This is a genomic window from Nitrospirota bacterium (assembly GCA_030645475.1).
GTDB lineage: Bacteria > Nitrospirota > Nitrospiria > Nitrospirales > Nitrospiraceae > Palsa-1315.
Map to the genome: position 1 here is coordinate 31,041 of JAUSMA010000068.1, position 20,968 is coordinate 52,008.

Here is a 20,968-nt window from a genome sequence, read left to right on the forward strand (position 1 = left end):
TCACTCCCACCCTACCGGATCGTAGCCTCGCTCCTTAAGACAACGCTGAACGAACTGTCTATAGGCATTGCTCGGGGGTGAGCGCCGAAAGAGCCCACGGAGAAATCCTCCGGTTGCACCGGCGGCAGCCCCCACCATCGCACCACGGCCCGGATGACCAACGACCGCTCCGCCGACCGCTCCACTCGCCGACCCAATCGCTCCACCAGCGGCCGTGCTGCCGGCAACCTGTCCACTCTTGCCTTGGCTCCCGGTTGCGCCGGCGTCTTTGGCCATCTCCCGGCACTCGTCGATATCTCGATCAGCTACGTCCTCGCCGACTTCCTTCAAATGTGCATTGGGATAGAGAATGGGTTTGGGAGCTGCACAGCCTAAGACGAGAAACACAATGATGATCAGAAAACCGCAGGATCGAGCCATCACAATCTCCACCTACCACCAGCAACGCAACTGGGCGAGCCGCGTTGACTTATCGGCCTCCACTGAGCTCCTTCCTGACTAAGGAACGCATCATCACTGGATCGTTATAGGCTACTTCGCTCAAGGCATCCATAATATGGAGCCCTTTCGTCGCGACGAACTCCTTGGCCTTCGCATAGTTCTTTGCCGTAAATCGCGCCACCGCCGGCTGACCATTCACAATCTGACAAGCCAGGATCTCGCCGTTCACTTCCAGCGTGCCCCCCTGCTCGACCAGGGTCTTCGCCTGCGCCGGCGTGATGCCATGGAGTTGCGCAAACTCCTCTAACCCACCTGTTTCAACTAATCGCCCATCCGGCATGATGCAGAGTCGTTTGAAATGCGGAGACCAATCCTTGCGGAAGTCGATAAACTTGATGTCGCCACCTTTCGCCACCGCGCGATCCAGCGTTCGATAATCGAGTCCAAGATTCTTCTGTTGAAGCTTCGTTTTCAATTCATCCGGCAAGGTGCGAGCGAACACCTCGAATGCAGCGGCAGGAAGAGCCAGCGATCGTGCGCGGGCCAGTTGTTCCGCCTCGGCAAACTGCATCAGATCCAGCACGAAGGTCTGTTTGGGCACAACCCCGGTCTGGTCGATGACACAGGCAAACAGTCCTCGCGTCAGGACCCCCCCGATCTGCGGATAGACATAGACCCCGCCCTCGGTCAACAAGGCGGTCATCGTCTCCAGCGGAACCTCATAGCTTTCCGACAAGACCTTCGCATGACCCGGGAGGTCTTCCTGATGCGTCATGGCGCAGGCTGTCACATTCCCCGGTGCGTCGAACTCAGAATAGTCCTCAATGACGTTGTAGAGAACCGTGGGCTTTGGCTTGTCCGCTTTTTTCTTAATTTTAAACATGATGCAAACAGCTCCAAGTGGCTAATACATATGCCATATCACAAATCTATCTACTCAGATGATGATAGGGTGGCAACGTCATTAATCGTCCATCCTCAATCGCTCCGCCCACTGTAAAATGATACAACGATTGAAACGAGCGCCCCTTAATCCCGACGATCTCATGGACCGGGTCATCAAAGAAGCAGCCGATCCCAGTTCCTCGCACCCCGGCTGCCTCCGCTTCAAGATACAGCACTTGTCCCAGCAAGCCCGCCTCCCAGAATAAGCGTGGATACCACCAAGCCCCACCCTCCCGCAAGCGACCTTCAAACTCGGCAATCATCCCCAGCGAAAAGGCGCTATCTCCCGCAATCTCTTGATGGCAGCTCACTTGCACCGCCGCCCTCTTCGCATCTCCCTCCAGCAGCCAATAGAACGGCAACGTTTCTGGACATCCAGGGACCGGGGTCCAGACCAACTCCTCGTTCATCGACTGTTGGAGCAACGGCAACTTCTCTCGATCGCGGGCCAGAAAATAAAGCCCCGGGATCAATCCATCCACGCGATGCACAAAGAGCAACAGATGAATCGCGGGCTTCCATGGCAAGACATCCCACGGCATTGGCCTGTCAAATTGAGGCAACTCTGACGAAGGCATGACGCGACTCAATAGCTGAAAGAATGTGCTGGAGGTAATGGAGGTCTTCCCATCGAAGGACACAGCGCTCCGGCGTTGCCGAATAACTTGGCCCGCAGTGGGGCCAACGTCGGCTGCCTTTCGCGAAGCGTCGTTCGTAAGAAATTGTGGCAAGGCGGCTCCCTGCGGTTCAGAGGTGGATTTCCAGGACGCCTCGGCTACTTCATCGATAATCTCCCAATGTACTCCATGCTCGCCGCTTAATTTGTTAGCCTTGCCATGCCAGGTCCCGCTCACGAGAGCCTTTACGGTCGCTGCATCGACTTGTAAAGGGATCTCGCAATCTTGCCCCTTCGCCGCAGGCCAGACTACGCAGAGACAGTCCGGATGCTCCCGTTCCGTCTGAGCAAAATCCTCTATTCGATCGGTACCTAATAGCGCCGCAACGGTGTCTTGGGAAGTCCCATCCAGCAGCGCCATATTCCAGCCAAGCGTCGCTGCCGCGATTCTTGCCGTTCCAATCGCATGCCCCACATCGTGATTACAGTAGCGAAAGGCCCGCTCGCCATACTTCCAGGCTTCACGCCAATGAATCGAGGTCAGTCCGACCAGAAACGACTGAGCTGGAAAGGGGGCAAGGAGTCGAGCAACTCCCTCCGCATTGAACGCCGCCCGTAGCTCAATCCCATGCTCTTTGGGCGCATAGTGATAGAGACCGGCCTTCAGATCTAAACCGTCCATCTGCGGTAACAGGAGATAGCCTTCCGTCGGATGGAGATTCCCCGACGAGGGATTGTTGCGCAACGCCCACTGCATATCTCCGGCTTTTTTCCAGGCAGATAAACCGAGAGAACATTCCAGAAACCGTGAGAGCGCGGTCAACGTAACCGGATTAGCTGCCACCGCTCCCCGTTCATAGATCTCCCGATAGGGCGGCGATACCGGTTCATCGTCCGACTTGAGCAACGGAAGAAGAACAAGGTCGGCCCCGTCAAATCGCCTAAAGGGATCGGGCTGGTTCGCCCAATCCAGATGCCCGAGCGAACGGGCATACCGGTTGAAATGATGCTTGGTCTGAACGTGGTAACGAATCACACGATCGATGGGATCGGTCGGCGCAGTCTCGACTGGTTCACGGTACAGGGGAATTTCTGTGGCCATCGCAATTGGTCACAGTCTACAGAGGGGGGGGAAGAAAAGTAAACGCGACGAGATCGGACAGGATCGATGAGCACTAGACAGTGCACCGGCAACATGATCCTCATCATGAAACGCAAGGATGAGATATGGCGATGAGGCGAGTGCTACGACCGCGCGGGCGCGACAGCCGACTCCGCTGGCGAGGGGTGCCCTGCCGCTTTGTACCAACTAGGCAGATGCTCTATCAGACCGCAGGCAGTCAGGTACTCACGATCAATGGGCGTGGGAATACCGCTCGTCGTCGTGGGATCGCTGGCCTCCTCCAAGGCGTTGGTCACATGGACAGCCGCCAAGAGACTAAATCCTTCTTGAAAGCGTTCCCCCGGATGATGGTGAAACGCCACGGCTTCCACGATGGCATCGCTCACCCCCCAAAGCCCCAGCAAATAGGCCCCCACATCTTCATGTGACGCCTTGAACACCGCACGTTCGGCGTCGCAGACCGACAGACGATCGTGGCGCAAATTCGCAAGCACTTCGCCGTACTGCTCAGGAAAATTCGTGCTGAGAACCAAGAGACCGATGTCATGGAGCAATCCGGCCATGAAAGCCCCCTCCACACCGAGGGAACCGACATCCTGACTCTTCGCAATATCCCGCGCAGCGGTGCCGGTGATGAGGCCATGTTTCCACATGATCTCCAGCGGAATTGGCGTCCGCTTACTGCCTTCAAATTGCGCAAATACCTGCACGGACAGCACCAACGCCTTCACCGAGTCGATTCCCAGAAGGGCCACCGCATGCGCCGGGCTGGAAATCGTACGTCGAAGCCCGAAAAAAGTAGAATTCACGACTTGAAGCAATTTGGACACCATGGCCATGTCTTGGGAGATGATGCGAGTTGCCACGTCGGCCGAGGCAGTGGAAGAACCCATCGCAGCCACCAGCTCCTGATAGAGATGCGGAAGGCTCGGCAAGGTGCGGATCCCGGCAATCAAGGTCCGCAGGGATTCATCGGTCAGGCGAGCCCCCAGCGCACCGGCCCGTGCAATGGTTGCCTTCAACACCTCTGCCGTAAATGGCATCGGAATGAACTGGTGTGCGACTTCCAACGCGGACACGATCGTGGCACGGTGGGCGCAGCTTGAAGAGGCGATGCGAATGACACGAGGAGCTCGGCTTTTCACTTCCGTCAACAGTTGAAGCCCACCCATTCCCGTCAAATGTATATCCGAAAGAATCACGTCAACCGATGACTGGGCAAGAATTGCCAAGGCCTCTTCTTCCTTCCCAACAAACTCCATTTCCCACTCGTTCGATAATGGAGTCAGCATAGACTGTAGCGACGCGAGCGCTGCTGGTTCCGCAATCACGAACAATACCCGCTTTTTCATAGAACCTCATGATTTGACGAACACTGCAGACCCCGTCGTTTCCTCTGTCGGAACAATCGGCAGCTGACTTGAGAGACCGGCAAGGCCTCGTCGATCCGATGAATTTCCCGCTGTTGACGATCTGCCTCATTGACCTCCTTTTCGCTCCACGCGTATGCTGCAGCCAACACAATCAACGAGGGTCCCATGCAATTCGACGCTGCACTTGCCGCACAAGATACATTCAGACGAGCCGAGACGGAGATTGGCTCCGACTGGGATACCGCCGTAGAGCTTGAGAACACCTTTTCAGGCAACGCGGGATCGACGGCACGGAAAGCCTATGAGGATCTCCTTGCCATTGGACAGCGCTACCCCTTCGCCCATTCCTTCCAGGCCTTCTGCATCTTCATCACCTGGCAGCAGGTGACGGAGGAGACCATCGCACATCATTTCCAGACCGGCCTCCGGCTCTGCGAAATTTTTCTCGCCTCCCCTGACGGGAAACATCCAGACGACTTCGAGCAGATCACCGAACTCTATGGGTCATTTCGCGATGGATTGGGGCTCGACGAAGAGGATGAGATTCAAGTCGAATTTAGAAAAGATACGCCGAAGGGGGGAGACTAGCGGTTCGTGTAGCTCGTGAAACGTGAAGCGCTCCTCGTCAGACGAGATACGAACGACGCTTCACAAACAGATGTCCGACGCCGACAAACATCGCGCACGTATTTTTCTCCACCGCGGCCAGCTCGCGCAGGCTAAAACTGCGTATGAACAGGCCATTGCAGATGATCGCCTGGCCAATGACCCCCAAGCCCTCTCCGATTCACTCGGCAATCTGGGCAACGTCTGCGCGCAATCGGGTGACCTGGATCAGGCAGAAGCCTGTTACCGGGAAGTACTCACCATTCAGCGCACAGAACGGAACCAGCATGCCATCGCCCACACCTTGGTCAATCTCGGCAATCTTCACATCGGCGCCGACCATCCGGGGAAAGCCCGCCCCTACTACCTTGAAGCCTTGGATCTGCTGCGTGACCTCAACGACGACCGCGCACTCGGCATTCTCTACAATAACTTGGCGCTACAAGAAGCTCGTGAGATGCAATGGGAGCAGGCTGTCGCGTCGTTCAAACAGGCCCTCGACTGCCATCGAATTGTCGGAAACGAAGAAGGGCTGGCGGTGACCTATAGCCAACTGGGCAAGTGTTTTCTGGACCAGGGCGACCTCACCCATGCCGAACGATGCCTGAACAATGCCTCGGAACATTACATCAAGCTCGGCAATGAGCCGGCCGAAGCCGCCGTGCTTCGGCTCCTTGCCACCCTGTACGACACCCGCCGAGATTTGATTTCGGCAAGACGCTGTCTTGAACGAGTCGTCTCTCTCGACCAACGATACGGCTTGCCTGAACTTCCCACCGACTCGCACCATCTCGCGAAGCTCAAACTATCCAGTTAGCGCTATCTATCTTGCCCCTCGCTCTGAATCGCGCGTACATGTTGTCAGCATTCCTTCACGATCCACCAAATTGAAACCTGCATAATTCTCGACAGTCCAGAATGCTCTGCTATTCTTGGATCTCACTCCTGCTGCGTCAAGTTTCAGCACACAGTAGCCGACAAGATAGCGATGTGGAATCGTATGCCATTTCATACTCTGGTCCTCACGACATTGGTTCTTGGGGCGGTCATGATCGCTCCCGGCGCCTACGCTGCAGAGGACTCACCCACGATCACCGTCGGAACGCAGGAAGTCGGACTCACCGCTGGCTACATGCTCCCCCATCGGCTGACGGCCGACCACACGACCAAGCAACAGGGCCCCGCCTTCATGCCTTCCTGGATGATGACGCTCACAGACCCTATCGGGAACGGATGGAATCGCGGACAGGTGTCAATCGGGGCGGAAGTCGTCTATATCCAATTTCAGGAACCAATCCTCACACACGGCATCGGTTTCACCCCCAAGATCAAATATACCTTCGTGGCTCTGGATCAGATTCGTCCCTATGTGGAGTTTGCCGGCGGCCCCTTCTGGACCGATCTTGGAGGGAAGATCCCTGAAGAGTCCTCGCGATTCAACTTCGTGCTGACGGCGGGATTCGGCCTGTCCTGGTTCATCACGCCGCAGACGTCGCTCAACGTCGGCTACCGCTTTCATCACATCTCGAACGCCGGCACGCGTTATCCGAATTTAGGGTTGAACGCGAGCCTGCCGTTCGGCGGGTTCTCATTCTATTTTTAAGGGGAGAGTCACCATGATGCAGCACCTATTCCGCTGGACGCTCGTAGGGGTGATGGGAATCGCCAGCACGACCATCGGCTGTAGCAGATGGATCGATGTCATGCCCTCCTCGACGCTTCACGAAGAGGCTGTCATCCGTTCCATCTCCAACGACGAGCGGGTGCAGCTTGTAATGGACGGCCTCAGAATGACGCAGAACGGAGCCCCCCAGAATCCTTCGGCCGATATTGAACGCCGCATCTTGAACACGGTACAGGAAACCCGACTCTTTTCGACGCTCGTTCCACTTGGAGAGAATGTGGCCTCGCCCGGCGAGAAAGCGGTGACCGCCCGGATCACCTTCGATGAAACCGTCGAGCCCCATTCCGGATCGGCTGCCTGGAAGGGATTTGCCATTGGAGTCTCCATGTTCCTGCTTTCCCCCGTCATCGAACTGCACTATGACTACGCCGCAAAAGCCACGCTGGAACTCGAACGATGGGACGGACAGGTAAAACGCTATGAGGCACAGTCGTCCGGCACAGCTCACTACAATCTGTTCGGCGCCTCGCCGATTATAATCAGCGAGCTGAAGGGACAAGTCGCTGAAGCCTGCCTGACCGAACTGATGGATCAACTCGTTCGCGATACCACCTTCTATATGGCAAGTAGCAGTCCCCTCCCGGACTCCCCCACTCTCACAGTGACTGTGAAGTCGCGGAAACCGCTCCGTTCCTCCTCGTTGCGCTCTGCTGTTCCCGTCTCAACCACACCAGCCCCATAAAGAGGATCTGCCTCCTCCCTCAACTCCGCTCTGGCCGACCCATCTCTCCCAATGTTATAGTGCCTCCACTACGGGGGGAGCCTGCACGATGGATATCGAAGCATTTCGGCAAATGGTCGCCAAAAATCCCAAAGGATTTCTCGGTCGTTACGGGCTGGGGAACAAGATCCTCCAGGAACGAGGCAGTCTTGAGGAAGCGGTTGAGCATCTGACCGTCGCGACAGAACTCGACCCCACCCACGTCGCATCCCATCTCGGCCTCGGACGCGCCCTCGTCACCTTGGGCCGCAAGGATGATGCAAAACCGGTCCTACGGGCCGGCATCGACGCGGCTCGCTCGGGCCGATCCAACGGAGGCGTGGACTTGGTCCCTGAAATGGAAGCATTGCTGAGAACATTGGGATAGCCAATCACATCGTGATCGAGCGAGGAAGGCCCTATGAAGATTGAAGATGCCAGACAGCGAATCGAATCGGCGATGACACAATACGGGATGAAGGCCGGGATGGCGATCGACCTGGTGATCAACGAAGTCCGTTCCGATCTCGGCGCTGCCACGGCCAATGAATTAATCGACGAATTCGACCTCGAACTGCAATATAACATCGCACCGATCGAGTCGGATTACTCCAACAGCTAAACCAAGAAAAAAGGCAAACGGCAACTAACTACTCAGGTGTTTAAGCTGAAGACTAACAGCCTTCAGTCTATCTACCTGAGTGGGTACCTTTTCACTTTCAACTTTTACCTTCTTCTCAAGATGCCACTAATCTGGTGCGCCATCTCCGGTCATGGATTCGGTCACGCGGCGCAGGTCGTACCAGTGCTCAATGCACTGGGCGCCCTCGTACCAAATCTGACCGTCCTCCTCCGCACCACAGTCCCCGCCTCGTTTTTCCGCGACCGTCTGACGATCTCCTGGGACCTTCAATCGATACAGCAAGATGTCGGCTGTATCCAGGACGGCCCCCTCACGATCGACATCGAGAAAACCTGGGCGGCACACGAGCACTTCCACGAAACCTGGGAGACACGCCTATCCGATGAAGTCGCCGCGATGCAAGCGACATCACCGGTACTGATCATCGCCGACACACCCTATCTGGCCATCGAGGCTGGCTTTCGCGCGCAGATACCGACCATCGCCCTGGCCAACGTCACCTGGGACCTCGTACTCAAGGACTACTGCCAGGCATCCGACCATTCACATCAACAATTGATTCAATGCATCCGTGATTCCTATGCGAAAGCCGACGGGGCTCTTCGTATTACCCCAGCTCCGGAAATGGATGCCTTCTCACAGGTGGTAGATATTGGTCCGATCGCCAGCCCCGCTTCCCCGGAACGAGACCGACTGGCCTCGGCCCTCGCCCTCGCTCCCGACGAACATACCGTCATGGTGGGGTTCGGAGGCATTCCGCTCAAATCTCTTCCTTTTGAACAGATGGAACAGCTACGCCCCTACCGCTTTCTCTTCGATAGTCCAGTCCCTCATGGATATTCGCGCATCCATTCCACGACGACGCTTCCCCTTTCCTTTAAAGCCCTCTTAGCCTCCGTCGATATCATCATGACCAAGCCAGGTTACGGCACCCTTGTCGAGGCGGTCGCCCTTCAACAGCCAGTCGTCTATGTCCGCCGATACAACTTTGCCGACGAGCAGCCGCTGGTCGACTACCTCCATCGCCACGGACGAGGCATCGAACTCTCACTCGACGACTTCACCATGGGCAACTGGGAACCAGCCTTACAGCAGGCCCTCACTGCGCCAAAACCCACATTATTAGCGATACCGGTCCCAACCGGAGCAGCCGAAGCCGCGAACGTCATCGCGCAACAACTCCGCAACAGTGTGCCGCATCACAACAATCAGACGAACCATCTTCGCACGTAAGGAGTTCAGACCCTGCGCCTCATGGCTCGCTTCATTACCGTGCTCATTCGTCTCTGCGAGCAGCTCGCGGGGATCCTGTTTCGGGTGCAACAACTCCTCACAGGCATCCTCCCTGCATTGCTGTCTCCAAGAGAGATGACCGAAATGATCCGCGCCCACTACGATCGCAGCTACCACGACGTCGCGGCCCGTGAGCCCGAGACCTGGTACAAGTGGACGTTGGAGAGCTGGGAAACAGACGTGCTCGCAGACCACCAGATGAAGACGGGAATCATCCTGGTGCTGGGAGCCGGTGTGGGGCGCGAGTCCATCGCGCTGGCGCAACGAGGTTTGTCCGTCGTAGGCCTCGATATCAACCGGGAGAGCTTGCACGTCGCCGCTCGGCAAGCCATGGCCAGACACCTCAGCCCCCTCTTCGCACAGGCGGACTTTCTGGCTCTCCCCATTGGCCCAAGTCGCGTGGACTATGTCTTCATGTCCGGGATCATGTACAGCTCCATCCCCGGTCGGCCACAACGGCAGGCCTGGCTCAGGAGCCTCCGTCCATGCCTAAAGGACCAGGGTCTGCTGGTGCTCAACTTTCTCATCGCCAGAGAAATAGATTCAAGAACGCACCGGCTCATTCACCGGCTCAACCGCTGGCTCACAACATTGCCAGGAACCAATCAGTCCTATCAATTGGGCGACACCTGCTCCCAAAACCATTTCCTCCATGCCTTCGTCGATGAAGAAGAGATCAGATCCGAACTTCTCGAGACAGGCGCCAGGGTCCACCAATTACACTGGCATGAAGGATATGCCGTGCTCACATGGCCCGCATAATGGCGGCTCGCCCCTCCACCTGTGCCAGGAAACTGATCGATCCCCCAAATAGCCCTAGAAGGGCTGCACAGGATTTGTTATCCTTCCACTACCGATGACACCCACTGCGATTTACAGTAAAAATCCAGACTATGTGCAGCGCGATGTCGCAGGGGAATGCCTTCTAGTCCCTATTCGGCGGACGTTGACCGAAGCCAATAGCATCTATGTCTTGAACGAAACCGGGGCGGCGCTCTGGCATCGAATCGACGGGCAACGGACAGCGCAGGACATCGTCTCAGACTTCTGCAACGAGTATGAGGTGGCGGCAGACCAGCTGGCACAGGACTTCACATCGTTACTCGACGACCTCCTCTCCATCCAGGCAGTCGAGGAGGTGGCCAGATGACTCATGATTGCGCAGGATAAACTCACCCACCTTCCCGAGCGCTTCCCCTACTCCTGCCAATGGGAGATCACCTGTCGTTGTAATCTGCATTGTGTGATGTGCTACACCGATTGCTTCAATCGCCCCGAGGCCATCCGCCAGGAACTTTGCACCGCCGACATCCTTCGCATTATGGATGAACTGGCCGAAGCCGGCACCTTGGAACTCTGCCTCACCGGAGGCGAACCGCTCGCCCGTCCCGACTTTTTCCAACTGTATGAGCATGCCATCCGTTGTGGATTCCTGGTGACGGTCTTTTCGAACGGGACCTTGATCACGGAAGCGCATGCGGATCGATTTGCCGCGCTGCGGCCCCATCGCATTGAAATCAGCCTGCACGGACTGACCCGAGAGACCTTCGAACAGATTACGCTCGGGCAAGGCTCCTACGACCGCTGCGTCCAAGCCATCAGGCTCCTCCTCGATCGCCGGATCCCCCTGGTGCTGAAGAGCACCGCGATGACGCTGAATCGGCACGAGATCATCGACATCAAACGATATGTCGAATCGCTGGAAACGGTGCCCTACAAGCTCGGCGAGGAAATGCGACCGTCACTCGACGGCGGCGCAGGCCCATTCCACTATGCCCTGTCTGAACAACACCTTGCCGATCTGAACCGGCAAGACTCCGATCTAGAAAAAGAGGCCAGCCGGCAGGATTCAGTAGACCAGCCGCCTTGTCGTAGCGGCATGCATTCTTTCCATATCGATGCCTATGGCCGCCTACAGCTCTGCTCCGGCAATCGCCGGCAGAATTATGATTTACGAACCGGCTCGTTCTCTACAGGGTTTTTCGAAGCCCTGCCAACCTTTGCCTGCGACTGGAAAGCCCCCAGTGAACCGGCCCTCATCCAACCAGGGATGCATCATGCCTAACGAGAGAGCCATCCCAACCATTCAATATGGTGCATTCAGCCAACGAGTTCACGCGCAGGCTGCGGTCACCCGATCCGTGATCAAGGCGCAACTGGAGCTGACCTATCGTTGCAACCTCCATTGCCGCCATTGCTACACCGACCCCTACAACAGCAAGGACTTCTTTCCGCGCGAACTGACGCTCGAAGAAATCCATCGCCTGCTCAACGACATGCAGCAGCTGGGCATCGTGTGGCTCAATCTCACAGGCGGCGATATCTTCATGCATCCCCATTTCTTTGAGATCTATGAGACCGCAATTCGCAAAGGCTTCTTGCTCCAGCTCTACACCAACGGCACCCTCTTCACGAAGGCCACCATAGAGCGACTGCAGCAGATGCCGCCCTTCACCATCGATATCTCCTGCCACTCGGTGACGGAAGAGCCGTTCGACTGGTTCACCCAGGTCCCGGGATCTTTCCGTTCCTTCGTCCGCGGCATGGAGATGCTGAAAGACAGCGGCCTGCAATTCACGCTGAAAACGAAAGCCATGAATTGGAATCGGAGCGAGATGCCTGCCATCAAGCAATTCGTGGAATCGTTCGGGCAGGAGTTCGGACTCACGACCTCGCTCTCTCCACGCCTCAACGGCGATCTGTCGTCGCTCGCCTATCGAATCGCTCCCGAAGACATCGTGGCACTGCAAGGAGATCAGCCTCCAACTGATATGGAGGAGGAACGCTGCAACAGCGCGAGCTACTTGCTCATGCCACACACAGACCGGCTCTATCGCTGCGGTTGTGGCACCGATACCATCCACATCAATGCCTGGGGCGAACTCGGCACCTGTACGTTGCAATACGAGCGGCGACTGTCGCTGCGAACCCACCAACTTGCCGAAGCCATCGAGATACTCTTCCGAGAGATCCGCAGCATGCAATACCAGGGCAAGACGCCCTGCCGCACCTGCGAGATCCATACATTTTGCGACAAGAAGCCTTCCGATGCGCGCTGGGAATCCGGCTCAGCCGAGGCTCCCATCCCCTATGATTGCGACGTCGCGCATGTTCGTGCACAATCGACCCTGCGCCACACATTGATTCATCCTTTGCAGAGGCCGCACAAGGAGGTGGAGACCCATCATGACTGAGAAAAAACCGTACAGTGCTCCGCAGCTCTTCCGAGTCGAGCTGAACCAGGAGCAGGCCATCCTCTCAGCTTGCAGCCTGACGACCATGAGCGCACTTGCGAATTCGCTCCGGAATGGCTGTCGCGCCAATGGACAATGTCAACCGCCAGGCTCGCCAGGAGGCTGCAAAAAATCGAACGTCAGAGGCGCGATGTGCCGCGATAGTGGTCCGCGCCTTTCGTAGCACGAGCAAAGAGCACCATGCGGATTGATCTTCAGATTGGCGGGTACCGAATCAGCCTGGACGAGCCGGAGAACCATCCTCAGCTCGCCTGGCCACTGCGCCCCTTCGACTCATTCCTCGCTCAACCTGACTCACAAGCAGACTTGGACGTGACAGTTACGGTGGCTCCGCATCTTCCCTCATTGGCTAAAGGCCCCCTCAAGTTCGACGCGGCCCATGGCCTCTGGAAGCTCTTCGAGTCCGACGCAGGCCTCGTCATCGAAGCTGTAAGCCCCCACACGAATCAGCCACGGGCCTCTGCGCTGGTCTCTGCAGACTATCGGAGGGTATCGGCCTGGGTGTTGCCTGAACTGCAGATGGGCCAAGTCGGGTGGTGTCCGATGCATCTCTTCAATCCACTCATTGAAGTCTGCCTCCTATCTCGCATGTCGCGTGATGGAACCATCCTCCTCCATGCGGCGGGCCTCTCCAGTCACGAACAGGGGTACCTCTTCACCGGAGCCTCGGGAGCGGGCAAATCGACGATTGCAGACTTCTTCTCAGAACGGGGCGCGCGCGTCCTCAGCGACGAACGGATCATCATCCGCAAGATCGAGGGCCGCTTCATCGTCCATGGGACTCCCTGGGTCGGTTCCGGCAACTATGCCGCCAATGATTGTTGTCCCCTCACCCGCCTTTACTGCATCAGCCACGGTACCGGCGCGCATGCCTCGGCCCCGATGTCTCCACGCGCCATCACGCAAGAGCTCCTACGGCAGAGCTTCCTGCCGCTCTGGGATCGCGAGGGCCTGGATAGGACCATGGGACTCATATCGGATCTTGTTCAGCAAGTCGACTGCCGGGCGCTCGCCCCGCTGAAATCGCCAGACATCGTGGACTTCATCCTGGCGCAAGGGCATCCTCATCCGGTTGGATCGTTATGAAGACCATCGCGTCGGAAGATTTCCTCGACGCCATCTCCCGCAAGGCGTCGAAGATCCGCACACCGGAGGGCGTCACCTTTGAACTGACCTATGGCTGCAACCTGCGATGCGTCCATTGCTATAACCCCACCCATCGTGCACTGCCCCACGAACTGACGACCGATCAAATTTGTGCGCTCCTGAAACAAATCGCCGATCTCGGCGTGCTCACCGTGACCTTCACCGGGGGAGAACCGAGCGTGCGGCCAGACATTGGGGAAATTCTTCGCGCTGCGCGACGGCAGGGGTTGATGATTCACCTCATGACCAACGCCACCCGTATCACCGCATCCTTCACCGAGCTCCTCCAAGAGGTCGGCGTCAGCCAGGTCAATGTCTCCATCTACGGCGCGACCGAAGCGGTCTATGAAGCGATGACCGCAGTTCCGGGATCCTATCGACAGTTCCAGCAGGGACTGCTCAATCTCGCCGCTGCGTCATTGCCAGTCCTTGTCCGCATGCCCGTGACGACCATCAATCGCGATGAAATCCATGCCTGTCGGCAACTGGTGGAATCTATGCAGATGCGATTCCAATATTGTCTGGAGATCATGACCGGCACCACCGGCGATCAAACGCCATTGCACTATCGCCTCGCCCCTGAGGAGAAAGTCAGGATCGATCAGGAGATGCTCCCCCATCGGTGGGACGACGCATCCGAGGAAACCTGTTCGAGCAACCAGTCCTTCATCGAATGTGCCTGCGGTCAGAGCCGATTTGCCATTACTCCCTATGGCGAGATGAATTTGTGCACGGGGTTCCCTCTCCCTCGATATGATCTCCGCGCCGGCACGGTGAAAGAGGGCTGGGAGCTTCTCAAGCAGACTGTCGACCAGGCACAACCAAGCCCCCGGTACGAATGTCCGACCTGCGAGGTGCGGCCCCACTGCCGCCAAGGCCGGAGCGATGCCTGGCTCGAAACCGGGGACTTGAGTTCCTGTCTCCCGCATTTCAAAGAATGGGCACAATTGGAGCATCGCACCTATGCCCTCCTCGACCCTCGACGACCTCGCTGACGCCTACAGCCAGGTCAGCCTGATCAACAAACGTCTACTCAATGAGTGTGAGGCCGTCGGCCAAACATTCCACCAGAAGGGCATTGAGTGCATCCTTCTGAAAGGGGCCGATCTGCTCTCACGCCTCTATGGAATGCGTGGGACGAGGCCCCTCTCGGACGTAGACCTCTTAGTCCATGCACAAGACCTTCCCGCCATTCATCGCCTGCTGATGGAGTCAGGATTCTCTCAACAGATCGACGGCAACCCCGCCTATCTCTCGTCCCAATCGACCCTCACGCTGGATCTCATCTCGGAACTCTGGTATCTCGACGAACAAGGACTTGCGGAACTGTGGGCGCGGGCTCGAAGCAGGCCGCTCGGACAGCTCATGGTCAAGCAGCTGGCGTCCGACGACCTCTTGCTCTATTTGGTCGCCTACACCGTCGTCCACCGGGGACACTTCGCGCCATCATTTTTCACCGATCTCAGATTGCTCATCGAGAAGGAGGCCCTCCATTGGTCTACCGTGGTCGAGGAAGCGACCAGACGCCACCTGAAAATCCCTCTCTACCACGGCCTGCGACAGCTCACGTTGTCGGACGCAAGAACAGGAGTTCCATCTGCCGTACTCCAGCAACTCGCGCCATCGACCCTGTCGGAACGAGTCCTGAACGTTCTCTTCCGACGATTCGTGACCACCCAGCCCCTCCCCGAGCTCGGGCATTTTCTCTTGTGGGTCACACAAGCACCAGGGCATCGGTTTGCTTGGCTCCGGCGGACCCTCTTCCCATCCTCGCGCTTCCTGGCCTATCGGTATGGGAATAATAGTGCGATACGACCCTGGCACACCAGAATCACTCGATGGTGGCAACTGGTCAAGGCTGGAGGGCTCTTGATCAGCCGCATGCTGATCCGACTCGTGATCGGAGGACGAACGCCCAAGAGGTCGTCATGATCCACCTCCTGCCCACGCGCACCGTCGATAGCCGTTTTTCCTTGCAGGATGTGCCTGATGAGCTGCATTGGCCTCTCCTGAGCAACATGGTCGTGCCTCGCATCATGTCATCGAGCATGACACCGACCATTCAAGCGGACGACAGGCTTGAACTCAGCCCTCCGTCCTCGCTCACCGTCGGCGCGATCGTCGTCTTTCGAACCGAGAACATGTTTATCTGCCACCGCATCACCGCCATTGACGCGCAGGGGATACTCACCACGAAAGGCGACGCGGCTGATGGCCCAGGCGAAGCCGTTCCGTCAACGTCGGTGATCGGAGTCGTCAGGGGCGTGATGCGGGAGGGTCGCTACATCGCCTTTGGTGAATGCCCGGACAGGCTCTTCGCCTCAACCGACAGGCCTAGTCCAGGAAATCGCGTTCGAACCGCAGTCGTCCGGTCAATTCTCAGGACTACTGCTGCCTGTGCAACGTACACACTCATTCAGAATATGTTGTCTCGTCTCCTCAGGAAAACAGCCATGGTGGATGCCTTCGCTCCTGCCCCCCTCCGCTCCCTCCCCTCCCATGTCAGGGTCGACTCGTTCAGGCTCCAAGGGTTCCAGGATTTCAATGCCGCGAGGAACGGACCACAACCGACTCATTACGTTCTGCGCCTAGGACCTTGGCGATTGGCGCAATATGAGACGGCTACGGGATCGCTGCTGCTCCGACAATCTCTCCAAGACGCCGGTCTAGAGCCTTTCATTCGGCGATGCTGCGATCCATGTCACTGTACCCAAGAATGAAGCACAGAGTCGCTTTAGCTCCTCTCAGACTCCGCATTTTCTCGTCATTTCGAAGAAGCCGATAGCTCTGATTTTTTCAAACCTAACCGGCTGCGGTAAAACCATGTTGGAAAGACAGAACATCGACGGCCCCTCACCTTGCTCAAATACAGGACGTCTCCGCAGGATGCTCAAAAAGACCGTCCAGCAAGGCCGCCGCGAGTGAAGAGCCGAGGCGTACCCTTGGGGTACGTTGAGGATCTGAACGATGCGAGAACGCCGCTGGCGGACTTTTTCAGCATCCTGCGAGAACACACATCCTTTTGCCCGTTCCCACCGTAGAATGGTATAGTCGTGGCGGACATGAGGGGGTCTTGATTTCCCTCTATTCGCGCGTTCGTTTTATGGATACACCCTCTCGACAAGCCACCACGACAATCGATCCAAGCCTGATGGCCCGCGTGGCCAAAGGCGATCAGCAGGCATTCAGCCAGCTCTATGACCATTCGAGTGCGCTGTTGTTCACGTTGGCGGTCAGGATCCTGAGCAATCACGAAGAAGCTGCGGAACTGTTGCAGGATGTCTACTTGGAAGTCTGGCGGAAGGTTTCCCGCTATGATGTCGGACGTGGAACTCCGGTTGCGTGGCTGGTCACTCTCACCAGGAGTCGGGCCATCGACCGGCTACGGGCCAGGGCTACGCGGGGCTATCGGACTACGCAATCGCTGGGGGACGGAGCCGCAGAGCACGTGGCCGACTTGGGCCCTAACCCCTTTGAGACACAGGCCGATCAGGAACTCCGCGTCAACATCGGTGCCGCGGTGGCGGGATTGCCCCAAGCGCAACGACAAGCAATTGAACTGGCCTATTACGAAGGACTCTCCCATGCCGAGATCGCCGCACGGCTCAACCAGCCGCTTGGGACCGTCAAAACCAGAATCAAGCTGGGGATGTCCAAACTCCGGGATGGCCTCCACCAGTATTGGAACCATGGTGAGCTCCAATGACGCATGAAGAACTTGAAGAATCGGTTCCGTTGTACGCCGCTGGGGCACTGGACCGAACCGAACGACAGGCGCTGGAAGCCCACCTGCTCTCGGGCTGCGCCTCCTGCCACGCTGCGCTCAAAGACTATCAATCTGTCGCTGCGCTTCTTCCGCTCGGGCTCAGTCAGACCAGTCCTCCACGCGCCCTCAAAGCCACCATCATGGCCGGACGAAATCCTGCTCCGATACCAGAAGAAGCGGCCCAGAAAGAACCGGCCCGACCGAGTCTGGAACCTGGAGAATGGATGAATCACCTCTTTCCTCCCATCTCCCCTGCCCGCTCATGGTCGCTCCCCTGGGCTGTTGGATTGGCTACGCTCGTCATCGTAGCGGTCGGCGGCTATCTCTCCTGGAGCGTGGTCAGCCAACGGTCCGAGAATACCTCGAACATTCAACAGCTCGAATCCTCACTCCAGGACAAATCGACGACGCTTGCCGCATTGCAGCGTGAGATCGGCGAACAAGCGAAAGCACTCGCCGAAGTGCGCAACGAAGTGCAGCAACGAACGAACGAAGCCGCAGACGCGAAGGAACAGCTAGCCCAGCGTGAGGCTGACCTGGAAGAGACTCGCGTGCAGCTCAGCCAGCGAAGCGGCGCGCGCACCGGCGGGACTCCGCAAGACGAATTAGCCACACTCCTGCGAATCCCCAACGTCAAAGCTGTCACCCTCACCGGATCGGACGTGGCGAAACATGCTGCGGGATTCCTGCTCTACGACGCTCGAACCCAAAAGGTCTGGCTCTACTCCGTGAACCTTCCGGAATGTCCCAACGGCACGACCTATCAACTCTGGGCCATTCAGGCCAAGCCCGTGAGCCTCGGGACCTTTCATATGGATCACGGAGACACCGCTCACCTCTTGGTGAAGAAGGTATCGAATTTCACCGATGCGAAAACATTTGCCCTGAGCCTGGAGCCATCGGGCGGCCGTCCCCAACCGACCGGCCCCATCTACCTCTTGAGCCGATCCTAACGGAGACGGCACTCAACGCTTGACCTCTCTCCGCTGGCCCGCTACAACCTCCGTATCAACAACTTCTCGGTTGTCCATCCAACGCAACGTACCCATCGAGCCGGCACAGAGGAATCATGCGAGCCCTACATGCGCTGACCATTGCTGCCCTGTTTTGGGGATTCTGCCTGACGTCTCCGCCTGAACTCTGGGCATTGGAGAAATATGGACGTCCCTTGCCGGAGATGGAAGGGGCCCATGACAACAGCGAAGAGCATTGGGTTCGAGGTTATCTCCTCTCCGGCGCCTTCATGAGCAACCCCAGCTTTGCAGCCAGACCGGACAACAGCGGCTTGGTTGGCCTTCGCCATATGATCCATCTGGAAACGGATCTCTATAAAGAGTATCTCCAATTCTATACCGACCAGAACTTCTTTTCAGATCGGCAAGCCGGCTGGGTGAGTCTCTCGGAATGGGACTCTGTCTATGCCTTTACCGGCACTATCCAGAACTTAGGATGGCGCCTGCAATATGAACGAGATGCTCCCTTGGATCGAAGCGGCATCATACAGGCCTATGCCGATACACTCGTCACCTACCGACCGGCGGACGCCCGCAGCCTCAGCTGGTGGCGCTCGGCGTTTCCCGATCAGAACCTGACGGTCTATGCCGGCGGCGGATGGCTCTTTCACAACCAATCCTACTTTGCCAGACCTGACAACAGCGGGCGCGCGCTGTTCCGATATGTGGCACATGCCGACCTCGACCTCTATCGCAATCGTGTCGTCCTCTTCGTCGACGGCAACTTCTTTACGGACCGAAGCGCGTCCAATGTCCTGCGGCCCAGTGAATTCGACTTGGTCATGGGGCTTGCCGTCCGTTACCACGAGATGGAGATTGCCCTGATCCATGAGCGAGACCTGCCCTTGGATCGAGGAGGGTTAGTGCAACGGTACGTCGCGTTGCAGTTGCGATACGAGTTCGAATGGACCAAATCGTCGAGTCCTGCAGGCAAACAACTCTCGCTCCATCGCTAGTACCCTTTCTGCCCTGTCTCCTGCTCCACAGGCCATGCTACGATGTCGGCCTGAACGAAGGGTGCGTTAGAGCAGTTATTCGGGAGAACAGTCACCGTGCCGACAGATGAACAGGATCAGGGCTTCATGCGAGTCGCATTGGAGGAAGCCGCCCGCGCGACGGCGATCGGCGAGGTGCCGATTGCAGCAGTGGTGGTGCGTGAGGGGAAAATCCTGGCCCAGGCGCACAATTACCGCGAGCTCTGGCAAGATCCCACGGCCCATGCGGAAGTCATTGCCATCCGCGCCGCAGCGACGGCACTCGGCACATGGCGATTAACCGAGACCACGCTCTATGTGACCGTCGAGCCCTGTGCCATGTGTCTCGGTGCGATTATCCTGGCAAGAATTCCGCGAGTCGTCTTTGGAACAAAAGATCCGAAAGCCGGCGCCTGCGGGTCGGTGTTCGACTTCACAGATGAACCGAAGTTGAATCATCGAGTTGAAGTACGTGGTGGGATACTGGAACAGGAGAGCCAAGCCTTAATCCAGCATTTTTTCCGTCAATTGCGCGCGGGATAACGCAGGTTACACAAATCCTCGACGAGAACAGTCCGTCATTTAGGCTCTCGTCATCGATCGGATAGCCCAGTCACAGCCATATGCCGAGACCGCTCCTCCCCATCCAGCACCACAATCTAACCAGTGAATCGTCCATCCAGGCTGCATCGGTGCCTCGACCGACAGTTGAACCACTGCCCTCTGCACACAATCTGAGCTGAGAATCTCGCATTGGCGTAATGACCGTAATCCAACCGCCTGACCTTTCAAGACCGCTTCTTTGGCAACCCAATAACGATAGAACCATCGGATCTGGTCTAGACCAGACTGACTGATCACCCTATCGCGCTCAGCTGCTGTACAAAATCGCTCGGCCAACTTGGCAACATCGACCCTGTCTCGAATCTGCTCAAGATCGACCCCGACGTCCTGATCTGCCAGAACGGCTATCAGCATGCGCCCATGGGAATGGGACAAACTGAACTGCAGCGATTGGTGAGGGGTCCGCCCATTCAGAAGCGCCGGTTTGCCGGTCGAGCCCACCTGAAACGTCAAGGCTGACGGATTGAGGCTGGTATACCGGGCGAGCACGGCCCTGAGACCTCCGTGCGCCAGGACAAATCGGATCCGATCTTGCTGACGGATGAACCGAGCAGCCCTCCCTCGCTCCTCTTCACTCAACCAGGAACGGCACTGCTCCACAAAAGACAGGCTTGCATCGAGCGAGAAACCCCAGACGTGAACGGTCCGCTCCTCTGTCATGATCGGCGTCGACCAACCAGCCGTTGAGATCGACTCAATAGGTGGAAAGGTTATCACCGGCTCATCCGCATCAAGATTCATCGCTCCACTCCTGTCGATCCGGTCAA

24 protein-coding genes are annotated in these 20,968 nt (G+C 57.4%); 19 read left to right on the forward strand and 5 right to left on the reverse strand.

Annotation, left to right across the window (positions count from 1 at the left end):
• The 4 genes from Q7U76_14475 to Q7U76_14490 form a co-directional block, all read right to left on the reverse strand.
• The gene (locus tag Q7U76_14475; protein ID MDO8357590.1) at positions 1 to 420 is read right to left on the reverse strand and encodes a glycine zipper family protein; all 420 of its coding nucleotides are present in this window, start codon (positions 418 to 420) and stop codon (positions 1 to 3) included.
• Between the two features lie 49 nt (positions 421 to 469).
• The gene (locus tag Q7U76_14480) at positions 470 to 1,324 is read right to left on the reverse strand and encodes a hypothetical protein (protein MDO8357591.1); all 855 of its coding nucleotides are present in this window, start codon (positions 1,322 to 1,324) and stop codon (positions 470 to 472) included.
• A gap of 46 nt (positions 1,325 to 1,370) precedes the next feature.
• A complete protein-coding gene (locus tag Q7U76_14485) occupies positions 1,371 to 3,104 on the reverse strand; it encodes a SagB/ThcOx family dehydrogenase (protein MDO8357592.1) in 1,734 nt (577 codons plus the stop codon).
• Positions 3,105 to 3,247: 143 nt separating this feature from the next.
• The gene (locus Q7U76_14490; protein MDO8357593.1) at positions 3,248 to 4,477 is read right to left on the reverse strand and encodes a response regulator; all 1,230 of its coding nucleotides are present in this window, start codon (positions 4,475 to 4,477) and stop codon (positions 3,248 to 3,250) included.
• Between the two features lie 186 nt (positions 4,478 to 4,663).
• Here Q7U76_14490 and Q7U76_14495 point away from each other — a divergent pair, with 186 nt between their 5' ends.
• The 19 genes from Q7U76_14495 (at position 4,664) to tadA (ending at position 20,120) form a co-directional block, all read left to right on the forward strand.
• A complete protein-coding gene (locus Q7U76_14495) occupies positions 4,664 to 5,086 on the forward strand; it encodes a hypothetical protein (GenBank protein ID MDO8357594.1) in 423 nt (140 codons plus the stop codon).
• Positions 5,087 to 5,156: 70 nt separating this feature from the next.
• Positions 5,157 to 5,921: a tetratricopeptide repeat protein gene (locus Q7U76_14500; GenBank protein MDO8357595.1), complete on the forward strand. Its 765-nt coding sequence runs from the start codon at positions 5,157 to 5,159 to the stop codon at positions 5,919 to 5,921.
• Positions 5,922 to 6,104: 183 nt separating this feature from the next.
• A complete protein-coding gene (locus tag Q7U76_14505; protein ID MDO8357596.1) occupies positions 6,105 to 6,707 on the forward strand; it encodes an acyloxyacyl hydrolase in 603 nt (200 codons plus the stop codon).
• Positions 6,708 to 6,720: 13 nt separating this feature from the next.
• Positions 6,721 to 7,470 (forward strand): hypothetical protein, encoded by a 750-nt coding sequence (locus Q7U76_14510; GenBank protein MDO8357597.1) that lies wholly within the window; start codon positions 6,721 to 6,723, stop codon positions 7,468 to 7,470.
• A gap of 88 nt (positions 7,471 to 7,558) precedes the next feature.
• The gene (locus Q7U76_14515) at positions 7,559 to 7,876 is read left to right on the forward strand and encodes a tetratricopeptide repeat protein (protein MDO8357598.1); all 318 of its coding nucleotides are present in this window, start codon (positions 7,559 to 7,561) and stop codon (positions 7,874 to 7,876) included.
• A gap of 33 nt (positions 7,877 to 7,909) precedes the next feature.
• On the forward strand, positions 7,910 to 8,110 hold the full coding sequence (locus Q7U76_14520; GenBank protein ID MDO8357599.1) for a hypothetical protein: 201 nt from the start codon (positions 7,910 to 7,912) through the stop codon (positions 8,108 to 8,110).
• Positions 8,111 to 8,230: 120 nt separating this feature from the next.
• Positions 8,231 to 9,364 carry a hypothetical protein gene (locus Q7U76_14525; protein ID MDO8357600.1) on the forward strand — a complete coding sequence of 378 codons (1,134 nt, stop codon included), beginning with the start codon at positions 8,231 to 8,233 and terminating at the stop codon, positions 9,362 to 9,364.
• Between the two features lie 21 nt (positions 9,365 to 9,385).
• Positions 9,386 to 10,186 carry a class I SAM-dependent methyltransferase gene (locus Q7U76_14530; protein MDO8357601.1) on the forward strand — a complete coding sequence of 267 codons (801 nt, stop codon included), beginning with the start codon at positions 9,386 to 9,388 and terminating at the stop codon, positions 10,184 to 10,186.
• Positions 10,187 to 10,280: 94 nt separating this feature from the next.
• The gene (locus Q7U76_14535) at positions 10,281 to 10,574 is read left to right on the forward strand and encodes a PqqD family protein (GenBank protein MDO8357602.1); all 294 of its coding nucleotides are present in this window, start codon (positions 10,281 to 10,283) and stop codon (positions 10,572 to 10,574) included.
• A 3-nt stretch (positions 10,575 to 10,577) separates the two neighbouring features.
• Entirely contained in the window at positions 10,578 to 11,489 is a 912-nt protein-coding gene (locus Q7U76_14540; protein ID MDO8357603.1) for a radical SAM protein, read from the forward strand.
• A complete protein-coding gene (locus Q7U76_14545; GenBank protein ID MDO8357604.1) occupies positions 11,482 to 12,618 on the forward strand; it encodes a radical SAM protein in 1,137 nt (378 codons plus the stop codon). Before Q7U76_14540 ends, Q7U76_14545 begins: the two co-directional genes overlap by 8 nt.
• 240 nt (positions 12,619 to 12,858) lie before the next feature.
• Entirely contained in the window at positions 12,859 to 13,764 is a 906-nt protein-coding gene (locus Q7U76_14550; protein ID MDO8357605.1) for a hypothetical protein, read from the forward strand.
• Entirely contained in the window at positions 13,761 to 14,819 is a 1,059-nt protein-coding gene (locus tag Q7U76_14555; protein MDO8357606.1) for a radical SAM protein, read from the forward strand. Before Q7U76_14550 ends, Q7U76_14555 begins: the two co-directional genes overlap by 4 nt.
• Positions 14,788 to 15,756 (forward strand): nucleotidyltransferase family protein, encoded by a 969-nt coding sequence (locus Q7U76_14560; protein MDO8357607.1) that lies wholly within the window; start codon positions 14,788 to 14,790, stop codon positions 15,754 to 15,756. Before Q7U76_14555 ends, Q7U76_14560 begins: the two co-directional genes overlap by 32 nt.
• The gene (locus tag Q7U76_14565) at positions 15,753 to 16,544 is read left to right on the forward strand and encodes a hypothetical protein (GenBank protein MDO8357608.1); all 792 of its coding nucleotides are present in this window, start codon (positions 15,753 to 15,755) and stop codon (positions 16,542 to 16,544) included. The genes Q7U76_14560 and Q7U76_14565 overlap by 4 nt, the downstream gene beginning before the upstream one ends.
• 353 nt (positions 16,545 to 16,897) lie before the next feature.
• The gene (locus tag Q7U76_14570) at positions 16,898 to 17,530 is read left to right on the forward strand and encodes a sigma-70 family RNA polymerase sigma factor (protein MDO8357609.1); all 633 of its coding nucleotides are present in this window, start codon (positions 16,898 to 16,900) and stop codon (positions 17,528 to 17,530) included.
• Entirely contained in the window at positions 17,527 to 18,543 is a 1,017-nt protein-coding gene (locus Q7U76_14575; protein ID MDO8357610.1) for an anti-sigma factor, read from the forward strand. Before Q7U76_14570 ends, Q7U76_14575 begins: the two co-directional genes overlap by 4 nt.
• A gap of 116 nt (positions 18,544 to 18,659) precedes the next feature.
• Positions 18,660 to 19,559 (forward strand): hypothetical protein, encoded by a 900-nt coding sequence (locus Q7U76_14580; GenBank protein MDO8357611.1) that lies wholly within the window; start codon positions 18,660 to 18,662, stop codon positions 19,557 to 19,559.
• Positions 19,560 to 19,655: 96 nt separating this feature from the next.
• The gene (gene tadA, locus Q7U76_14585; protein MDO8357612.1) at positions 19,656 to 20,120 is read left to right on the forward strand and encodes a tRNA adenosine(34) deaminase TadA; all 465 of its coding nucleotides are present in this window, start codon (positions 19,656 to 19,658) and stop codon (positions 20,118 to 20,120) included.
• Between the two features lie 39 nt (positions 20,121 to 20,159).
• Here tadA and Q7U76_14590 read toward each other — a convergent pair whose 3' ends face one another.
• A complete protein-coding gene (locus Q7U76_14590; GenBank protein MDO8357613.1) occupies positions 20,160 to 20,942 on the reverse strand; it encodes a 4'-phosphopantetheinyl transferase superfamily protein in 783 nt (260 codons plus the stop codon).
• Between the last annotated feature and the right edge of the window lie 26 nt (positions 20,943 to 20,968).